The organism is Streptomyces sp. NPDC024017, from assembly GCF_040638895.1.
Taxonomy (GTDB): domain Bacteria; phylum Actinomycetota; class Actinomycetes; order Streptomycetales; family Streptomycetaceae; genus Streptomyces.
The window spans coordinates 356,933-371,634 of the sequence record NZ_JBEZYZ010000002.1; the positions used below are offsets into that span (position 1 = coordinate 356,933).

Annotated in this window: 11 protein-coding genes; 3 read left to right on the top strand and 8 right to left on the bottom strand. The window is 69.9% G+C overall.

All coding sequences use genetic code 11. The features are described from left to right. Positions 1–91: 91 nt before the first annotated feature. The 3 genes from AB0G20_RS06395 to AB0G20_RS06405 all read right to left on the bottom strand — a co-directional run bounded on the left by AB0G20_RS06395 (position 92) and on the right by AB0G20_RS06405 (position 4,259). A complete protein-coding gene (locus tag AB0G20_RS06395) occupies positions 92–2,779 on the bottom strand; it encodes an ATP-binding protein (protein ID WP_361296641.1) in 2,688 nt (895 codons plus the stop codon). Between the two features lie 9 nt (positions 2,780–2,788). Continuing rightward, positions 2,789–3,274 (bottom strand): hypothetical protein, encoded by a 486-nt coding sequence (locus tag AB0G20_RS06400; protein WP_361296644.1) that lies wholly within the window; start codon positions 3,272–3,274, stop codon positions 2,789–2,791. A gap of 76 nt (positions 3,275–3,350) precedes the next feature. Further along, a complete protein-coding gene (locus AB0G20_RS06405) occupies positions 3,351–4,259 on the bottom strand; it encodes a helix-turn-helix domain-containing protein (protein WP_361296647.1) in 909 nt (302 codons plus the stop codon). 540 nt (positions 4,260–4,799) lie between these two features. On the opposite strand from AB0G20_RS06405, the gene AB0G20_RS06410 reads away from it, so the two are divergent. Both AB0G20_RS06410 and AB0G20_RS06415 read left to right on the top strand, forming a co-directional pair. Next, positions 4,800–5,675 carry a helix-turn-helix transcriptional regulator gene (locus AB0G20_RS06410; RefSeq protein WP_361296650.1) on the top strand — a complete coding sequence of 292 codons (876 nt, stop codon included), beginning with the start codon at positions 4,800–4,802 and terminating at the stop codon, positions 5,673–5,675. Beyond that, positions 5,672–5,884: a DUF397 domain-containing protein gene (locus tag AB0G20_RS06415; protein WP_361296653.1), complete on the top strand. Its 213-nt coding sequence runs from the start codon at positions 5,672–5,674 to the stop codon at positions 5,882–5,884. Before AB0G20_RS06410 ends, AB0G20_RS06415 begins: the two co-directional genes overlap by 4 nt. Here the strand turns inward: AB0G20_RS06415 and AB0G20_RS06420 are convergent. The 3 genes from AB0G20_RS06420 to AB0G20_RS06430 all read right to left on the bottom strand — a co-directional run bounded on the left by AB0G20_RS06420 (position 5,881) and on the right by AB0G20_RS06430 (position 10,331). Continuing rightward, positions 5,881–6,246 carry a PH domain-containing protein gene (locus tag AB0G20_RS06420; RefSeq protein WP_030846758.1) on the bottom strand — a complete coding sequence of 122 codons (366 nt, stop codon included), beginning with the start codon at positions 6,244–6,246 and terminating at the stop codon, positions 5,881–5,883. The genes AB0G20_RS06415 and AB0G20_RS06420 overlap by 4 nt on opposite strands. A gap of 147 nt (positions 6,247–6,393) precedes the next feature. Then, positions 6,394–8,109, bottom strand: a complete 1,716-nt coding sequence (gene metG / locus AB0G20_RS06425) for a methionine--tRNA ligase (RefSeq protein ID WP_361296656.1) — start codon at positions 8,107–8,109, stop codon at positions 6,394–6,396. A 149-nt stretch (positions 8,110–8,258) separates the two neighbouring features. Continuing rightward, complete coding sequence (locus AB0G20_RS06430; protein WP_361296659.1) at positions 8,259–10,331, bottom strand: VWA domain-containing protein; 2,073 nt, start codon at positions 10,329–10,331, stop codon at positions 8,259–8,261. Between the two features lie 280 nt (positions 10,332–10,611). On the opposite strand from AB0G20_RS06430, the gene AB0G20_RS06435 reads away from it, so the two are divergent. Continuing rightward, positions 10,612–12,705 (top strand): PhoX family protein, encoded by a 2,094-nt coding sequence (locus AB0G20_RS06435; protein ID WP_361296662.1) that lies wholly within the window; start codon positions 10,612–10,614, stop codon positions 12,703–12,705. A 131-nt stretch (positions 12,706–12,836) separates the two neighbouring features. On the opposite strand, the gene AB0G20_RS06440 is transcribed toward AB0G20_RS06435, so the two are convergent. Continuing rightward, positions 12,837–13,838, bottom strand: a complete 1,002-nt coding sequence (locus AB0G20_RS06440; protein WP_361296665.1) for an endonuclease/exonuclease/phosphatase family protein — start codon at positions 13,836–13,838, stop codon at positions 12,837–12,839. A gap of 43 nt (positions 13,839–13,881) precedes the next feature. Further along, complete coding sequence (locus tag AB0G20_RS06445) at positions 13,882–14,691, bottom strand: alpha/beta hydrolase (RefSeq protein WP_361296668.1); 810 nt, start codon at positions 14,689–14,691, stop codon at positions 13,882–13,884. Positions 14,692–14,702 lie beyond the last annotated feature (11 nt).

Here is a 14,702-nt window from a genome sequence, read left to right on the forward strand (position 1 = left end):
TGACCATGTGCGCAAGCTAGGTCCATCAAAGTGCGGTGTACTCGGCGGTTGAGCTGCGTTCACTCTTTCGAGAGCGGCAGAAACGTTCACGTCATGTGGTCGACGGCCGCCGGAGGAGATAGCCGGAGACGGAGCCGAGGGTTTCGTCGTCCAGGACGTAGGTGTCCGCCCAATTGCGTTGTTCGACGGGGGCCAGCAGGGACTCGACGGTGCAGGACCAGGCCTCGCACAGGTGACGAATGAAGACGCCCTGCAGATCGCCCGACGTGCGCCACCACTGCTTCTGCCAGGTCGGCGTGGTGTGGTCGCGGGCGAACTCGTACGTGGTGTCACGATGGGCCGCGGCCGGGAAGACCTGTGACAGGGGTGGGTTGGGGACGATCTGGCAGATGAAGATCCAGTTGTCGGGGATCTCGACCCGTTTCCCGGACAGGTGGTGGTAGAGCTCCGGCGGACGGGTCCGCCAGGTGACGGGCCAGCCGAAGGCGAGGAAAATCTCGCTGCGTGCTGCGGCCCACTCGAGCACGTCGGCCAGGCGCAGCACGCCCCGTCCTGTCAGTGCGAAGGCGATGTCGTCGGCGAGCGCGCCGAATGCGTTGTGCAGGGTGTAGGCCAGCTCGAGTTGGAGTGAGTCCTCGAAGAGGCCCGTGTCCCGCAGTCGTTGTTCCTGGGTGCGCATCCACTGCCGCATCTGGTCCTGGGTGGCGACCAACTCGGCTTTGTCCCGTGAGGCGCGGCTGGGCCGGCCGGCGAGGTAGCCGGCGAAGGAGACCGTCGTGTCGGCGAGGAAGCCGTTGACGGTGACCGTGCCCCAGAAGGCGCGCCGGCTCTGGAAGTGCATGCTGTTCCAGAGCATGGCGAGCCCGATGCGCCGTCCCTTGTCGTCCAGCAGCTCGGTGGCCCTGCTGACGAAGTCGTCGCGCATCTGGAGGCGCAGCTTCTCCTCTCCGGCACGCCACTTCGCCGCCTGGGGCGGGTACAGGCGGTCGAACACCTCGTCGGGCGACCCGGTGGCCAGGGAGAACGGTGGAAGGATCTCGGGGTCGGCCGCTCCCGGCTCCCAGGTGTGGACAGGCACCGCGTTCTCCAGGACCAGGCGCTGGGCGAGCTGGGCGAGCCGTTCGTCGTCGGTCCGGCTGAACAGGCCCTGGAGTTCGTAGGGGCTCTTCCGGAGTTTCACGCGTACGGTCGTGCCCTCGGGTACCCAGCCCTGTCCGGTGTGGGGCGTGAGCAGGGGGCGGCTGGAGGGGCCGTCGAAGGTGAGGCGGCGGGCGTCCGCGAGGGAGGCGTCGTAGCGGCGGGTGATCAGTTCCACCTGGTCGCCGAGGAGGAAGACGGAGAAGAAGCCGATGCCGAAGCGGCCGCTGGGCTGGAATCCGCCGTCGGCGAGGCCGGGAAGCCGGTTGCGGACGCTGGTGGAGCTCCAGCCGCTGGTGCCGAAATCGAGCAACCCGTGGACAAGGGTCTCCTCGTCCATGCCGGTGCCGTAGTCGCGGACCTCCAGGTACCAGTCGCCGTCGGTCTCGGTCAGCCGGATCTCCACCCGCCCGAGCGGAAAGTCGGGCTGCAGTGTCTGCCGGGCCAGCACCGCGTCCTGGGCGTTCTGGATCAGTTCCCGTACGGCGACCTCGGGCACGTCCCCGTACAGCTGCTGCCCGCCGAGCGTCCCGACCAGGGCGGGGATGTCGGAGACCTTGACGGTCGCGTCGATGGGGCGCCAGTTCTGCACACGGAAGAGTTCCGCGAAGCGCTCCGGGGAGTCGACGCCGGCGACCGCCCGGGCCGCGAGCCGGCTCCGGCCGAGGTCGTGCAGCAGGGCGTCGACGGCCTTCAGCTCCCGGTCGATACCGCGCAGGTATTCCAGGGCCAGCCACCAGGCGGTGGCATCGTGCGGAGGAAAGGGCCGCAGTGAGCTGTAGGTGACCCGGTCGCCTTTCAGATAGGGGCGGCTGATGTGTTCCTGGAAGCGCCAGTGCTCGCGGGAGATGCCCTGCGGTCCGCGCAGGGAGAACAGGAAGCCGGGAGCACGCCGGCTGTCGACCTGGGTCGCGTCGGCGAGGCGAAGGATGCAGGCCAGCTTGAGCGGCTCGATGATCCACTCGCTGGGCTGCCAGGGCAGCGAACCGATCGGGTGGCGGAACTCCTCGGCGAGCCGGTCCACGGGCCACCAGTGGCTGGCCGCCAGCTCTCCGATCAGCGGGCCGTACACCTCCCGCAACTGCACCCCCTCGATGAGGAAGATCTCGTTGCCGGTACTCGACCGCCACGGCTGGTCCACCAGACGCTTGGCCTGCTCCGCGTGTGTTTCGCGGATCGCGGTCGCCACGCAGGCTTCGGCGATCTCGTCGGGGGGAGCGTCCAGCTCCTCCCGGTCCGGCCAGCAGCCTTCCCGATGGTAGTAGGCCACCGACACGAGATCGCGCCACCGCCTCTCACCGAGCGCCTCGGGCACGGTCGTCCCGTACGCGGCCGCTCCCATCGCCGCGTCGTGCAGCACGAAGGCACAGCCCAGCACATACGCCTCGGCGGGATTCAGTGCCACCTCGGGGCCGCAGACCAGATCGGCCGTTTCCCACAGCGCGTCCACGTGGCTGATGTCGTGCACGGTGAAGTCGGGCATGCTGCGGGCGTTCTCCTCGAGCAGAACGGCCGCCTTCTTGCGTAGCTCCGCGTACGACGTGCGCAGTCGTTCCCGCTGCTCGGAGTGGGCGTCGTGGCCCGGGCGCCCGGCAAGGGTGATCTGCCAGAGAGTCGTGCTGGTGTAGTCGAGCTCGGGCACCGGGCGAGATCACCTCATAGAGGGCAGGAGGAAGGATGCGGCGAGCACCCACATGGTGATCACCGACACGAGAATGAAGAGCAGGACGTACGTCTCGTACCAGCGCAGGAAGTTGCCGGGGCGAGGACGCTTACGGAAGCCGGGCCCGACGACCTCGTCGGTGATGTCGCACTCTTCGTTGCGGTAGTCGAGCCAGGCGAGCGCACCCACCACGATCAGCGTGCCGGTGAAGGCGGCGACCATCGTGGTCAGCGTCAACAGGCCGATGACTCCGCCCCGCGCGGTGGCCGCGGCCAGTTCCCACTTGCGGTAGCCGACGAACAGGGCGAGCGCCGCGCTGACGAGTGCCGTGGCGAGGGTCTGGTAGATGGCGAGAAACCGGTGGGCGTTCTCGTTCACGGCGTGAATCTGCTGCAATACGTACCGGTAGCGTTCCAGCGCGAACTCGTTCCGGACGGCGACCGCTTCCGGCCGCACTTCCCCCGACTCCCCCATCGCCCCCCACCCGCCTGACCAGTTGTCAGCGAAGGTATACCCAACGCCTGTTCGTCCATCCGGTGATAGGGCACGTTCATGCCGGACGGTCTTCGACGAGGTCGGCTCGGCAGTCGCGGCAGTGGCCGGGGGTGGGTGCGCGGAAGGCTCGGTCGCAGCCGCGGCAGTTCTGGAGGGGGTGCCGGAGGGCTGGTGGAGGCTCGGGCGTGCGGTACGGCGGCAGGGGCGGTAGCTGTGTTGTGAGGCGGTGGGCCAGGAAGGCGGCCGGGCGGCGCAGGGGTTCCAGTGGCAGGTCGCCGGTCAGGGCGTGACGTACGGCGGTTGGGGGCAGGTCCCGTTCCAGCCAGGCGGCGACACCGGGGGCGAGGTGTTCGGCGTCGGTGGCGGAGAGCAGCAGGCGGGGGTCCGTGCGGCGGAGGCCGGCGAGGATCTCGATGGCTGTCCGGAGAAGGGTGGGGGAGCTGTATGCGGGCTTCGGTACGGCCGGGAGGGCGCGAGGGCGTGCGGGTTTCTGCCACGGGACGGTGGCCGTGGCGCGGGGCTTGGGCGGTGCCGCCTCGGGGGTGTCGCGGTCGCGGTGTCGGCGGGGCTGGTTGCAGGAGACGGTGCGCGTGACGATCCGGCCGGTCTCGGTGCGTTCGCGGGTGCGGCTCAGGTAGCCGTGGGTCTCCAGCTCGCGCAGGGCGGCGGCGATCCGGGCCGTTCCCTCGGGGAAGCGGGCGGCGAGGGACTTGATGTCGACGGAGGCGCCGGAGGGCAGCGACTGGATGTGGCAGGCCAGGCCGATCGCCAGCAGCGACAGGTCCGGGTGCTGGGTGAGGTGGTTGCCGACCACCGTGAAGCGGGTGGTGTGGCGGGTGTTGTCGTGGATGACGCCGCCGGGGTGCGCCTTCGCCTGCGCGCGCTGAGTCCGCCGGTGCGGGTGGTTTTTGCCGCTGTTACGGGACTGGGCGTGCGGGCGCACGCTAGTGTTTTGGGTGTCCATCGGGAAGGTGCTTCTTCCTTGGTGGTCAGGCCCTCGCATTGGGATGCCAGTCCCGGCGAGGGCCGTTGCATGTCTGGGGTTGTTGTGCCGTTGCTGCTGGTGTTGCGCTGAGCGTAGGGCAGGCAACCGGTGCCGAATCCAGCTCAGTTGGTGATGTTCACTCGGGGGAGTGAGCGTGCGCCGTGGGCGGGAGGGGTGGGGCTTGGTGTGGCTTCTTTCCCTCTCGTGTTCCTTGGGGAAGACCACCGACGGCACCGGAGCGCACGCGGTCGGGTTCCGGTTCCTGCGCCGTCTCCGCTGGTCCAGGTGTTGGATCGCGTTCCGCACGGACGCTGAAGTGGTCCGTGGCCGCGAGGAGTTGGGTGGACTATTCCTTGTTCACATCACTGAGCGTGCCGGCGCCTGAAACCGTGATCAGTGACAGCGTCGATACGTAGGGTGACTGTCCAGGGCTTGTCGGCCGTTGTCCGGACAGCCGGAAGCGGGCCTACGGGTAAGGACGTTGCGGCACGGCACGGCGGTACGACGGAGGGGTGCGGTATGTCGGTCGATGGAGAGGTGCAGCGGCTCAAGAGTGAGGCCGATGAGCCGGGGTGGGAGGTGGACCCGGACGACGAGTGGGGCGTGGCGGTACTCGCCACGGTGGGAAGGCAGTTGAAGCTGCGGCGGGAGGCGGTGGGGATGCGGGCCGCCGACTTCGCGGTGGCGGTCGGGTACGGGGAGGACCTGGTCTACAAGGTCGAGGGCGGGAAGCGGATTCCGCGGCAGGAGTACCTGGAGCGGGCCGACGAGGTGTTGGACGCGGGCGGGCTTGTCGCTGCGGCTTGGGAGGACGTGAAGAAGGTCCGGTATCCGAAGAGGGTTCGGGAGCTGGGCAAGTTGGAGGCCAAGGCGGTCGAGATCGCTCTGTACGAGTGCCACATCATCCCTGGGCTGTTGCAGACGCCGGAACACGCACGATCGGTGATCGGGGCAGCGCAGCCGCCGTACTCACCAGACGATGTGGAACGCATGGTGGCGGCTCGACTCGCCCGGCAGTCGGTCTTCGAACGGTCACCCGCACCAGCGCTCAGCTTCGTCCTGGAAGAGGGGGTCCTGCGGCGCCCCATCGGAGGCACAATGGCGTGGCGTCAGCAGCTCGAACGTCTTCTGGAGGTGGGGCGGTTGCACAACGTCGTGCTTCAGGTGATGCCGATGGACTGCGACACCCACTCCGGCCTGGACGGTCGGATTGAGTTGCTGAAGTTCCCGGATGGCACGGCCGTGGGGCGCTCCGACGGTGCGTTCAATGGCCGGCCGATCTCCGAATTCAAACACCTGCGCGTCCTTGAGTTGCGGTATGGCACCATCCGGGCTCAGGCGCTCTCTCCGCGGGAGTCGCTGGCCTTTATCGAGCTACTGCTGGGAGAGACATGATCCGCAAGAGCACCGCCGGGGACACGTCCGAGCTGGCGTGGTTCAAGAGCAGCTACAGCGGCGGCAATGACGGCAACTCCTGCGTTGAGATTGCCGTCACCCCCGGCACTGTGCATGTCCGCGACTCCAAGAGCGTCGAGGGTCCTCGGCTGGCGATCACGCCCCGCGCGTGGGCGGACTTCCTGCCCTGCGCCGCGGAAAGCCGTTAGCGCGCCACGAACTGGGTCAGGATCGCCTGGACCTCGTAGATGTCGACGCCCTTGGTGAAGGTCTTCTCGATGGGGGTCGGGGTGCCGGAGATCCAGATCTTCAGTTCGGCGTCCAGGTCGAAGGTGCCGGCCGTTTCCACCGCGAAGTGGGTGATGCTGCGGTAGGGGACGGAGTGGTACTCGACCTTCTTGCCGGTGATGCCCTGCTTGTCGATGAGGATCAGGCGGCGGTCGGTGAAGAGGATGGTGTCGCGGATCAGCAGGAACGCGGCGTGGACCTGTTCGCCGTGGCCGAGGAGACGGGCGTAGTCCTGCTGGGCCGACTGCGGGTTCACGGTGTGTGCGTTGCCGAAGAGTGCCATCGGTGATCCCCCCGTTTGCTTGGCCGGATGCCTCGCTCATCCTACGAACAGAGGCCTCCGTAGGGCGATGATCCTGGGGACGAGCCGATCGGGAAACACGTCCGCCCCCAGGAGGAGATCCCCCTAGGGGCGGGTGCGGGGCGGGCGTTACGCGGACTCGCCGCCGAAGCGCTCCTTGTAGGACTCCAGGTCCTCGTCCGTGAGCTTGGCGAACAGGACCGGCGGGATGGTGAAGGGGGTGCCGGCGGGGACGGCGGTCAGGGATCGCGCCTCGGCCGGGGTGACCCAGACCGCGGTGTCGTTCTCCAGGGAGAACGCCTCGCGCATCTTCTTCGCCGACGTCGGGATGAAGGGCTCGGAGACCACGGAGTAGAGGTGGATCAGGTTCATCGCCGTACGCAGGGTGAGCGCGGCGCCCTCCGGGTTGGTCTTGATCTCCAGCCAGGGGGCCTTCTCCTCCAGGTAGGAGTTGCCCGCCGACCACAGGGCGCGCAGCGCGGCCGCCGCCTTGCGGAACTGGATGGCCTCCATCTGGGACTCGTACTCCGCGAGCAGGCGGGCGATCTCCTCGCCCAGCTTCGTCTCCGCCTCGCCCGGCTCGGCGCCCGCCGGAACCTCTTCGCCGAAGCGCTTCTTGGAGAAGGACAGGACGCGGTTGACGAAGTTGCCGAGGGTGTCGGCCAGGTCCTTGTTCACCGTGGCGGTGAAGTGCTCCCAGGTGAAGGACGAGTCGTCCGACTCGGGGGCGTTCGCCATCATGAAGTAGCGCCAGTAGTCGGCCGGCAGGATGTCGAGGGCGTCGTGCGTGAAGACGCCTCGGCGCTGGGACGTGGAGAACTTGCCGCCGTAGTAGTTCAGCCAGTTGAAGGCCTTGATGACGTCGACCTTCTTCCACGGGGCGCGGGTGCCCAGCAGGGTCGCCGGGAACATCACGCTGTGGAAGGGGACGTTGTCCTTGCCCATGAACTGCGTGTAGTGGACGTTCGCGTCCGACTCCCACCACCAGGAGCGCCAGTCGCGGTTCTCCGGGTCCTGGTCCGCCCACTCCTTCGTCGCGCCGATGTACTCGATCGGGGCGTCGAACCACACGTAGAAGACCTTGCCCTCCGCGGCGAGGTCCGGCCAGGTGTCGGCGGGGACGGGGACGCCCCAGTCCAGGTCACGGGTGATCGCGCGGTCGTGCAGGCCCTCCGTGAGCCACTTGCGGGCGATGGAGGAGGCCAGCACCGGCCAGTTGTCGGCTCGCTCGTCGACCCATGCCTCGACCTCGCCCGCCAGGGCCGACTGGAGGAGGAAGAGGTGCTTGGTCTCGCGGATCTCCAGGTCGCTGCTGCCGCTGATCGCGGAACGGGCGTCGATCAGGTCCGTCGGGTCCAGGACGCGCGTGCAGTTCTCGCACTGGTCGCCGCGGGCCTTGTCGTAGCCGCAGTGCGGGCAGGTGCCGATGATGTAGCGGTCGGGCAGGAAGCGGCCGTCGGCGTTCGAGTACACCTGGCGGATCGAACGCTCCTCGATGAAGCCGTTCGCCTTCAGCTCGCGGGCGATCTCCTGCGTGATCTCGTGGTTCTGCGGCGAGGAGCTGCGGCCGAAGTAGTCGAAGGCCAGGTTGAAGCCGTCGTAGATCGCCTTCTGCTGGTGGTGCGCGTCCGTGCAGAACTCGTCCACGGGGACGCCCTGCTCCTTGGCGGCGAGCTCGGCGGGGGTGCCGTGCTCGTCCGTCGCGCAGATGTAGAGGACCTCGTGGCCCCGCTGGCGGAGGTACCGGGAGTAGACGTCCGCCGGGAGCATGGACCCCACCATGTTGCCCAGGTGCTTGATCCCGTTGATGTACGGAAGGGCGCTGGTGATGAGGTGTCGAGCCATCGCGGGCTGCTCCCAAGTCGCTACGTGGGGTGACGATCTCGTGGTCGCGGTCGTCTACGGAACCTTGAAATCGTAGCTGACACGGGTACGCCGCCCGCCTCCCCTTTTACGGGGTGGGAAGCGGGCGGCGTCAGGTGGGCCGGGGAGGGCTACGGGCGCCAGTTCGCCAGTACGCCCTCGTAGAGCTCCTTGTCCGTGAGCTCGCGGGGTGTTTCGCCGGCGAGGAAGTGGGACGTGTTGGGGGTCTTGAGCTTGCGGAGGTAGTCGAAGGCCTTGTTCTCCGGGTCTCCGAAGGCGACGAAGGAGAAGAACACGGCGGGGTGGGTCTTGGCGGCGTCGGTGAGGGCCTGGGTGGCGGGGGTCTTCGCGTCCGGGGCACCGTCGGTCTGGAAGACCACCAGGGCGGGGGAGGCGGGTTCCGCCGTCTTGTCGTGGTGCGCGAGGACCGCTTCCACTGCCGCGTGGTAGCTGGTGCGGCCCATGCGGCCGAGGCTCGCGTGCAGGTCGTCGATCTTGTTCTCGTGGTCGGTGAGGGTGATCTCGCCGGTGCCGTCGAGTTCGGTGGAGAAGAAGACGACCGGGACGGTTGCCTCGGGGTCGAGGTGGGCCGCGAGGGCGAGGGTCTGCTCGGCGAGGGCCTGGGCGGAGCCGTCCTTGTAGTACGGGCGCATGGAGGCGGAGCGGTCGAGGACGAGGTAGACCTTGGCTCGGGTGCCGGTGAGGTCGTTCGTCTCGAGGGTGGTGGTGGCGGCCTTGTAGGCGGTGGTGAGGCCGGGGGCGCGGGTCTTGACGCGGGTGAGGGGGAGGGCGGGGCCGGCCTCGGCTTCGCCTTCGGCCGTGTTGTTCCCACCCGCACCACCCGTGCTGCTTTCGTCGTCGGGTGCGGGTGGCCCCTGTGGGGCCTGGTCGCCGTCGGCGGCCGCGGGTTCGGGGGCCGCATCGGCCTCCACCTTCGGCGCGGCCTTCTGCGTGGCCTTCGGGGCGGCCTTCGGCTTCGCCTTGGGCTCGGCCTTCGGCTGCGCCTTTGCGGACGCCTCTTCGGCGGGCACGGCGTCGGCCTCGGCCTCAGGGGTCGCCTCGGGCTTCGCCTTCGTGTCGGCGGCGGCCTTCGGCGCGGCCTTCCGCTTCGCCTTGGCCTCGGGCTTCGGCTTCGCGTCGGCCGTCGGCTCGGGCTTAGGCGTCGGCTCGGGCTTCGACTTCGCGTCGGCCGTCGGCTCGGCTTCGGCCTTGGCCGTCGGCTCGGGCTCGGGCGTCGGCTCGGCCTTGGCCTTCGGCTCGGCCTTCGGCTTCGCGTCGGCTGTGGGCTTGGCCTCGGCTTCGGCCTTCAGCTCGGGCTTCGCCTCTGCTGCCGGCTTCGCCTCGGCTGCCGGCTTCGCCTCGGGCTCGGGGGCCGTCTCCGGGGCGGGGGTCTCTGCGGCTGCCGGTTCCGGTGTCTTCGGCTCGGCCGGGGTGGGGTCGGGCTTCGGCTCCGCGGGCGCCTTGGCCTGCGGCTCGGGCTCGGCTTCCGGCTTCGTGTCCGCTTCCGCCGGTGCGTCGGCCTTGGTCGTGGCCTTCGCGTCAGCCTCCGTCGCGTCCGCGTCCGCCGGTGCGTTGGTCTCGGCCGCAGCCTTCGCGTCCGTCTCCGTCGCGTCCGGTTCCGCCGGTGCGTCGGTCTCGGCCGCAGCCTTCGCGTCCGTCTTCGCCGCGGGCTCGGGCTGCGCCTCCTCCGCCGGGTTCGGCGTCGTCGACGCGGCGGTCGCGGTCGACGTCTCCGCCGCTTCCTCCACCGGCTCCGGCTCCGGCTTCTGCGCCGTGGCCTCGTCCGTCACGGCCGGCTTCTCGGCGACCGGCGTCTCCGCCGAAGTCGCCTCCGCCTCCGTCGCCTTCTCCCCAGCCGGCTCCTCCTCCGCCGACCGCGCAGGACGCGGAACCGACACACGGTCGAAGGCCGCCGACACCAGGTCGTGTTCCCCGGAGTCCGACGTGCGGGGCTCGGGGACGTTGGCCGTGGGTGTGGGCTTGGGTTCCGGGGAGGGCGACGGGACCTTCGGGTCCGCGGAGGGGGCCGCTGCCGGTGTCCGGTCGGCGGGCGCGAGGGTGTCGCCGCTGGTGGGACCGCCGCTCTGTTCCTCGGTCCCGCCGGTCTCATCGGCGGTCGTCGTCCGCGCCGCACCCTCCGCCTCGGCGGTCCGTGACTTGCGTGACCGTCCGAACGCGTTCCGCAAGAGAGTGAGAATGCCCATGTGCGCGCAACCCTTCGCGTGAGTTGAAGCCCGTCAATCCCTGGCCAGGACGGACACGTAAGGTTAGCGGCCCTCCTGTGTGATCTTGGGCAGGGTCTGTTGTGCCCGGTCCACCCTGTCAAGGGGGACATCCGGCCTGTGCAGGTGTCGCCGGGCTGAATCGACCCAACCCCCGTACGTCAGCCGCAGATTCACTCGTTGTTCACCAGGGCGCCCGGCTACCGCACGTATGTGCCCCTACGGTCACGCTGACACCAAGGGCATTCATGGGGAGAGCAAAGTGCGCAAGCTGCTGCCGTTGATCGGAACACCGTCCGGTTCGCACCCTGGCGGCCGGTCCGCCATGACCTGTCGTTTCCGGTGTGGTGACGCCTGCTTCCACGAGGTGCCCAACACCAGCTCCAACGAGTACGTCGGTGACGTGATCGCCGGTGCGCTGAGCCGCCGGTCGATGATGCGTGCCGCGGCCGTGGTGACCGTGGCCTCCGCCGGAGCGGGCGCCGCGGATGTCGCCCGGGCCCCGCAGGCCGCCGCCGCCCCGGCCGCCGCTCCGGCAGCCGGTGCCGCCTCCGACGCCGCCCGGCGCAAACACAAGGGTGCGCGCGGACTGCGCTTCGCGCCCGTCGCGCCCAACACCGCCGACGCCGTGACCGTGCCGGACGGGTACCGGCAGAACGTCGTCATCCGCTGGGGCGAGCCCATCCTGCGCGGCGCGCCCGCCTTCGACCCGGAGAAGCAGACCGCCAAGGCCCAGGCCGCGCAGTTCGGGTACAACTGCGACTTCCTCGCCCTCCTTCCGCTGCCCGGGGAGCGGAACAGGCAGCTGCTCGTCGCCAACCACGAGTACACCGACGAGATCCTCATGTTCCGCGGGTACGACGCCGCCAACCCGACCCGTGAGCAGGTCGAGGTCGCCTGGGCCGCGCACGGGCTGTCCGCCGTCGTGGTGGAGGGGGACGGCAAGAGCGGGAAGCTCACCGCGGTTTCCCGGCACCAGCTGAACCGGCGCGTCACCGCCACCACCGAGTTCCGGCTCACCGGGCCCGTCGCCGGGTCCGAGCTCGTGAAGACCTCCGCCGATCCGGCCGGCACCAAGGTGCTCGGCACCCTCAACAACTGCTCCGGCGGTGTCACCCCGTGGGGCACGACCCTGCACGGCGAGGAGAACTTCAACCAGTACTTCGCCAACAGCAGCCGGGCGACCGACAAGCGGTACGGGATCGGGACCGGGGCCAGCGAGCGGAAGTGGGAGAGGTTCGACAAGCGGTTCGACGTCGCCCAGGAGCCGAACGAGGTGCACCGGTTCGGGTACGTCGTCGAGTTCGATCCGTACGACCCCACCTCCACGCCCCGCAAGCACACCGCCCTCGGGCGGTTCAAGCACGAGGCCGCCACCGTGCGGCTGACGCACGACGGGCGGCCCGTCGTGTACTCGGGTGACGACGAGCGGTTCGACTACTTCTACAAGTTCGTCGGCAGCAAGCGGATGAAGCACGGGACCAGCCGCGCCGTCCGCGAGCACAACCTCTCCCTCCTCGACGAGGGCACGCTGTACGTCGCCAAGCTCACCGGTGACTCCCCCGCCATCGAGATCGACGGCACGGGCAAGCTGCCGAAGGACGGGGAGTTCGACGGGAGCGGCGAGTGGATCCCGCTGGCCACCGCCACCGCGAAGGGCGCCGTCTCGCACGTGGAGGGGATGAGCGCCGAGGAGGTGTTCGTCTTCACGCGGCTCGCCGGTGACAAGGTGGGCGCGACCAAGATGGACCGGCCCGAGGACATCGAGCCCAACCCGGTGACCGGCAAGGTGTACGTCGCCCTCACCAACAACAGCAACCGGGGCGTCGGCTCCAACGCCAAGGCGGACGAGGCCAACCCGCGCAACGCCAACAAGCACGGGCACGTGCTGGAGCTCACCGAGCGCTGGAACCGGGCGGAGAGCACGAAGTTCGCCTGGTCGCTGTTCCTGGTCGCCGGTGACCCGGACGACCCGGCGACCTACTTCGCCGGTTTCCCGAAGGACGCCGTCAGCCAGATCTCCTGCCCGGACAACGTGGCCTTCGACCCCTACGGCAACCTGTGGATCTCCACCGACGGTGCCCAGCTCGGATCGCACGACGGCCTGTTCGGGGTGGCGACGCGGGGCGAGCGGCGCGGTGAGCTCAAGCAGTTCCTGACCGTGCCGAAGGGGGCCGAGACCTGCGGCCCGATCATCCAGGACCGGCGCGTCCTGGTCGCCGTGCAGCACCCGGGCGAGATCGACGGGGCGTCCGTGGAGAAGCCCGCGAGCACCTGGCCCGACGGGCCCGGCACGTACGTCCGCCCGGCCGTGGTGGCCGTGTGGCGTGCCGACGGGTGCGACATCGGCGTCTGAGCTGATGTCCGGTGGCGGGCCCGGCCCGTCCACCAACGCCAACCCGAAGAAGTCGGCCCGTTGACACCTCATGCGGATACGGCCGCCCTGCTGTGCGGGGCGGCCGTATCCGTGCGCGCACCGGGCCCGGGTCAGCGGCCCTCGTGAAGCGTGAGGTCCGTGACGACCGCGCGGTGGTCGGTGTCGGCCAGGTCGAGGATGCGGGTGCGGCTCGCCCCGAACTCCTCCGACACCAGGACGTGGTCGATTTGCGCGCCGAGCGTGGGTGCCGTCCGGGCCGGCCAGGTGGCCGTGCGGTCGGCGCCGTCCAGGCGGGAGGCGTCGCGCAGGCCGGTGTCGAGGATGCGGCGGAAGGCCGCGTGGTCCTGGGATGCGTTGAAGTCGCCGGCCAGGACGAGGGGGGTGCCGGGGTCGGTGGTGGCCGCCTCGCGCAGGGCGCCGAGCTCCCGGTTCCAGAGGTCCACCTGGCCGGGCAGCGGGGGCATGGGGTGGGCGAGTTGCAGCCGTACGGGGTGCCCGTCGACGTCGGCGACCGCCCCGGGCATGCCCATCGTGCCGCGCACGCCCTCGGTGGGCCGGAGCGGGAAGCGGCTGAGGATGACGGAGCCCTCGGAGCCGCCGCCCTCCACGGCCCGGCGGTGCGGGTAGTCCTGGGAGAGGTCCTGCTTCAGCCGGGCGTCGCACTCGTAGTCGCACTCCTCCACGAAGACCACGTCCGGCTTCTCCCGGCGGACGGCGGTGACGAGGGAGCCGGTGCCCTGGCCGAACTCGACGTTGGAGGTCAGTACGCGCAGTTCGGCGACCGGGCGGCCCACGGGGTCGCCGACCTTGCCGTACGGCTCGATGTACCAGGCCAGCAGGCCGAGCAGGACCACGCCCCAGACGGTCCCGAGCCACCAGCGGGACAGCAGGGTGAGCAGCAGCGCCACGGCGGTGGGCGCGAGCAGCCAGGGGAGGAAGGCGAGGAACTGGGTGACGGGGGTGACGCCGTCGCTGTCGGCGGCCCGGAAGCCGACGACCACGCTCACCCCGGCGAGCAGCAGGCCGGCGCACCAGGCGCCGGGCCGCCGTCCGGGCGGACGGTGCTCCCGCCCGTCGTCCCTGGCGGTCCACTCGGCAGCGGCGGTGTCCAAGGCCCGGCCTTCCGTTCGCGGGGTGGGATGCCCGCATCCTCCCTCAAAGACGGGGTGGGGCGGGGGAAGGTTGCCGTGCATCGACCCGGGCCAGGAATTCCTCCAGCGCCTGGTCGAACACGTCCGGGCGTTCCAGGTTCGGCATGTGTGCCGCGCCCTCGATGACGTGCAGCTCCGCGTCCGGGAGGGCCGCGTGCATGGCCAGGGCGTCGGAGACGGGCGTGAACGTGTCGTCGGCTCCCACCACGACCAGGGCCGGCACACGGACGCGCGGCAGCAGAGCGCCGTAGTCGGGGCGCCGGGCACGGGCGCGCAGGGCCGCGGCCGCGCCCTCGGGGGCGGTGGCGGTCATCATGCCGTGGACATGCGCCTTGACCTCGGCGGACGCGTACGGGGCGACCATCCGCTCCAGGACCTCGTCGGCGTAACCGCGCATGCCTTCCGCGAGGAGACGGTCCGCCATGGCGTCGCGGGTGCGCACGCCCTCGGGGGTCTCCGCCGACGGGAAGGTGTCCGCGAGGACCAGGCCCCGGACGCGCTCGGGGAACAGGCGGTAGCAGTCCATGACGATCTGCCCGCCCATCGACAGGCCCGCGAGGACGAACGACTCCACCTTCAGCTCGTCCAGCAGGGCCTCGATGTCCCGGGCGAATCCGGAGAAGTCCGTGACGGCCGGGGCCGTGGGGGAGGCGCCGTAGCCGCGCAGGTCGGGTGCGATGACGCGGCGGGTACCCGGGAACCTCTCGAGCTGTGGTGCCCACATCGTGCGGTCGAAGGGATGGCCGTGGACGAGAACCAGGGGTACCCGATGCGTATCGGGCCCTTTGTCCTCGTATGCGAGGAAGGGTGCCATGGCGTCGACCC

What these genes read in the sequence shown, in the direction of transcription:
- AB0G20_RS06400 (WP_361296644.1), bottom strand. Translation starts at nt 3,274, where the DNA reads ATGGGGGAGTCGGGGGAAGTGCGGCCGGAAGCGGTCGCCGTCCGGAAC.
- AB0G20_RS06405 (WP_361296647.1), bottom strand. Translation starts at nt 4,259, where the DNA reads ATGGACACCCAAAACACTAGCGTGCGCCCGCACGCCCAGTCCCGTAAC.
- AB0G20_RS06410 (WP_361296650.1), top strand. Translation starts at nt 4,800, where the DNA reads ATGTCGGTCGATGGAGAGGTGCAGCGGCTCAAGAGTGAGGCCGATGAG.
- AB0G20_RS06415 (WP_361296653.1), top strand. Translation starts at nt 5,672, where the DNA reads ATGATCCGCAAGAGCACCGCCGGGGACACGTCCGAGCTGGCGTGGTTC.
- AB0G20_RS06420 (WP_030846758.1), bottom strand. Translation starts at nt 6,246, where the DNA reads ATGGCACTCTTCGGCAACGCACACACCGTGAACCCGCAGTCGGCCCAG.
- metG (WP_361296656.1), bottom strand. Translation starts at nt 8,109, where the DNA reads ATGGCTCGACACCTCATCACCAGCGCCCTTCCGTACATCAACGGGATC.
- AB0G20_RS06430 (WP_361296659.1), bottom strand. Translation starts at nt 10,331, where the DNA reads ATGGGCATTCTCACTCTCTTGCGGAACGCGTTCGGACGGTCACGCAAG.
- AB0G20_RS06445 (WP_361296668.1), bottom strand. Translation starts at nt 14,691, where the DNA reads ATGGCACCCTTCCTCGCATACGAGGACAAAGGGCCCGATACGCATCGG.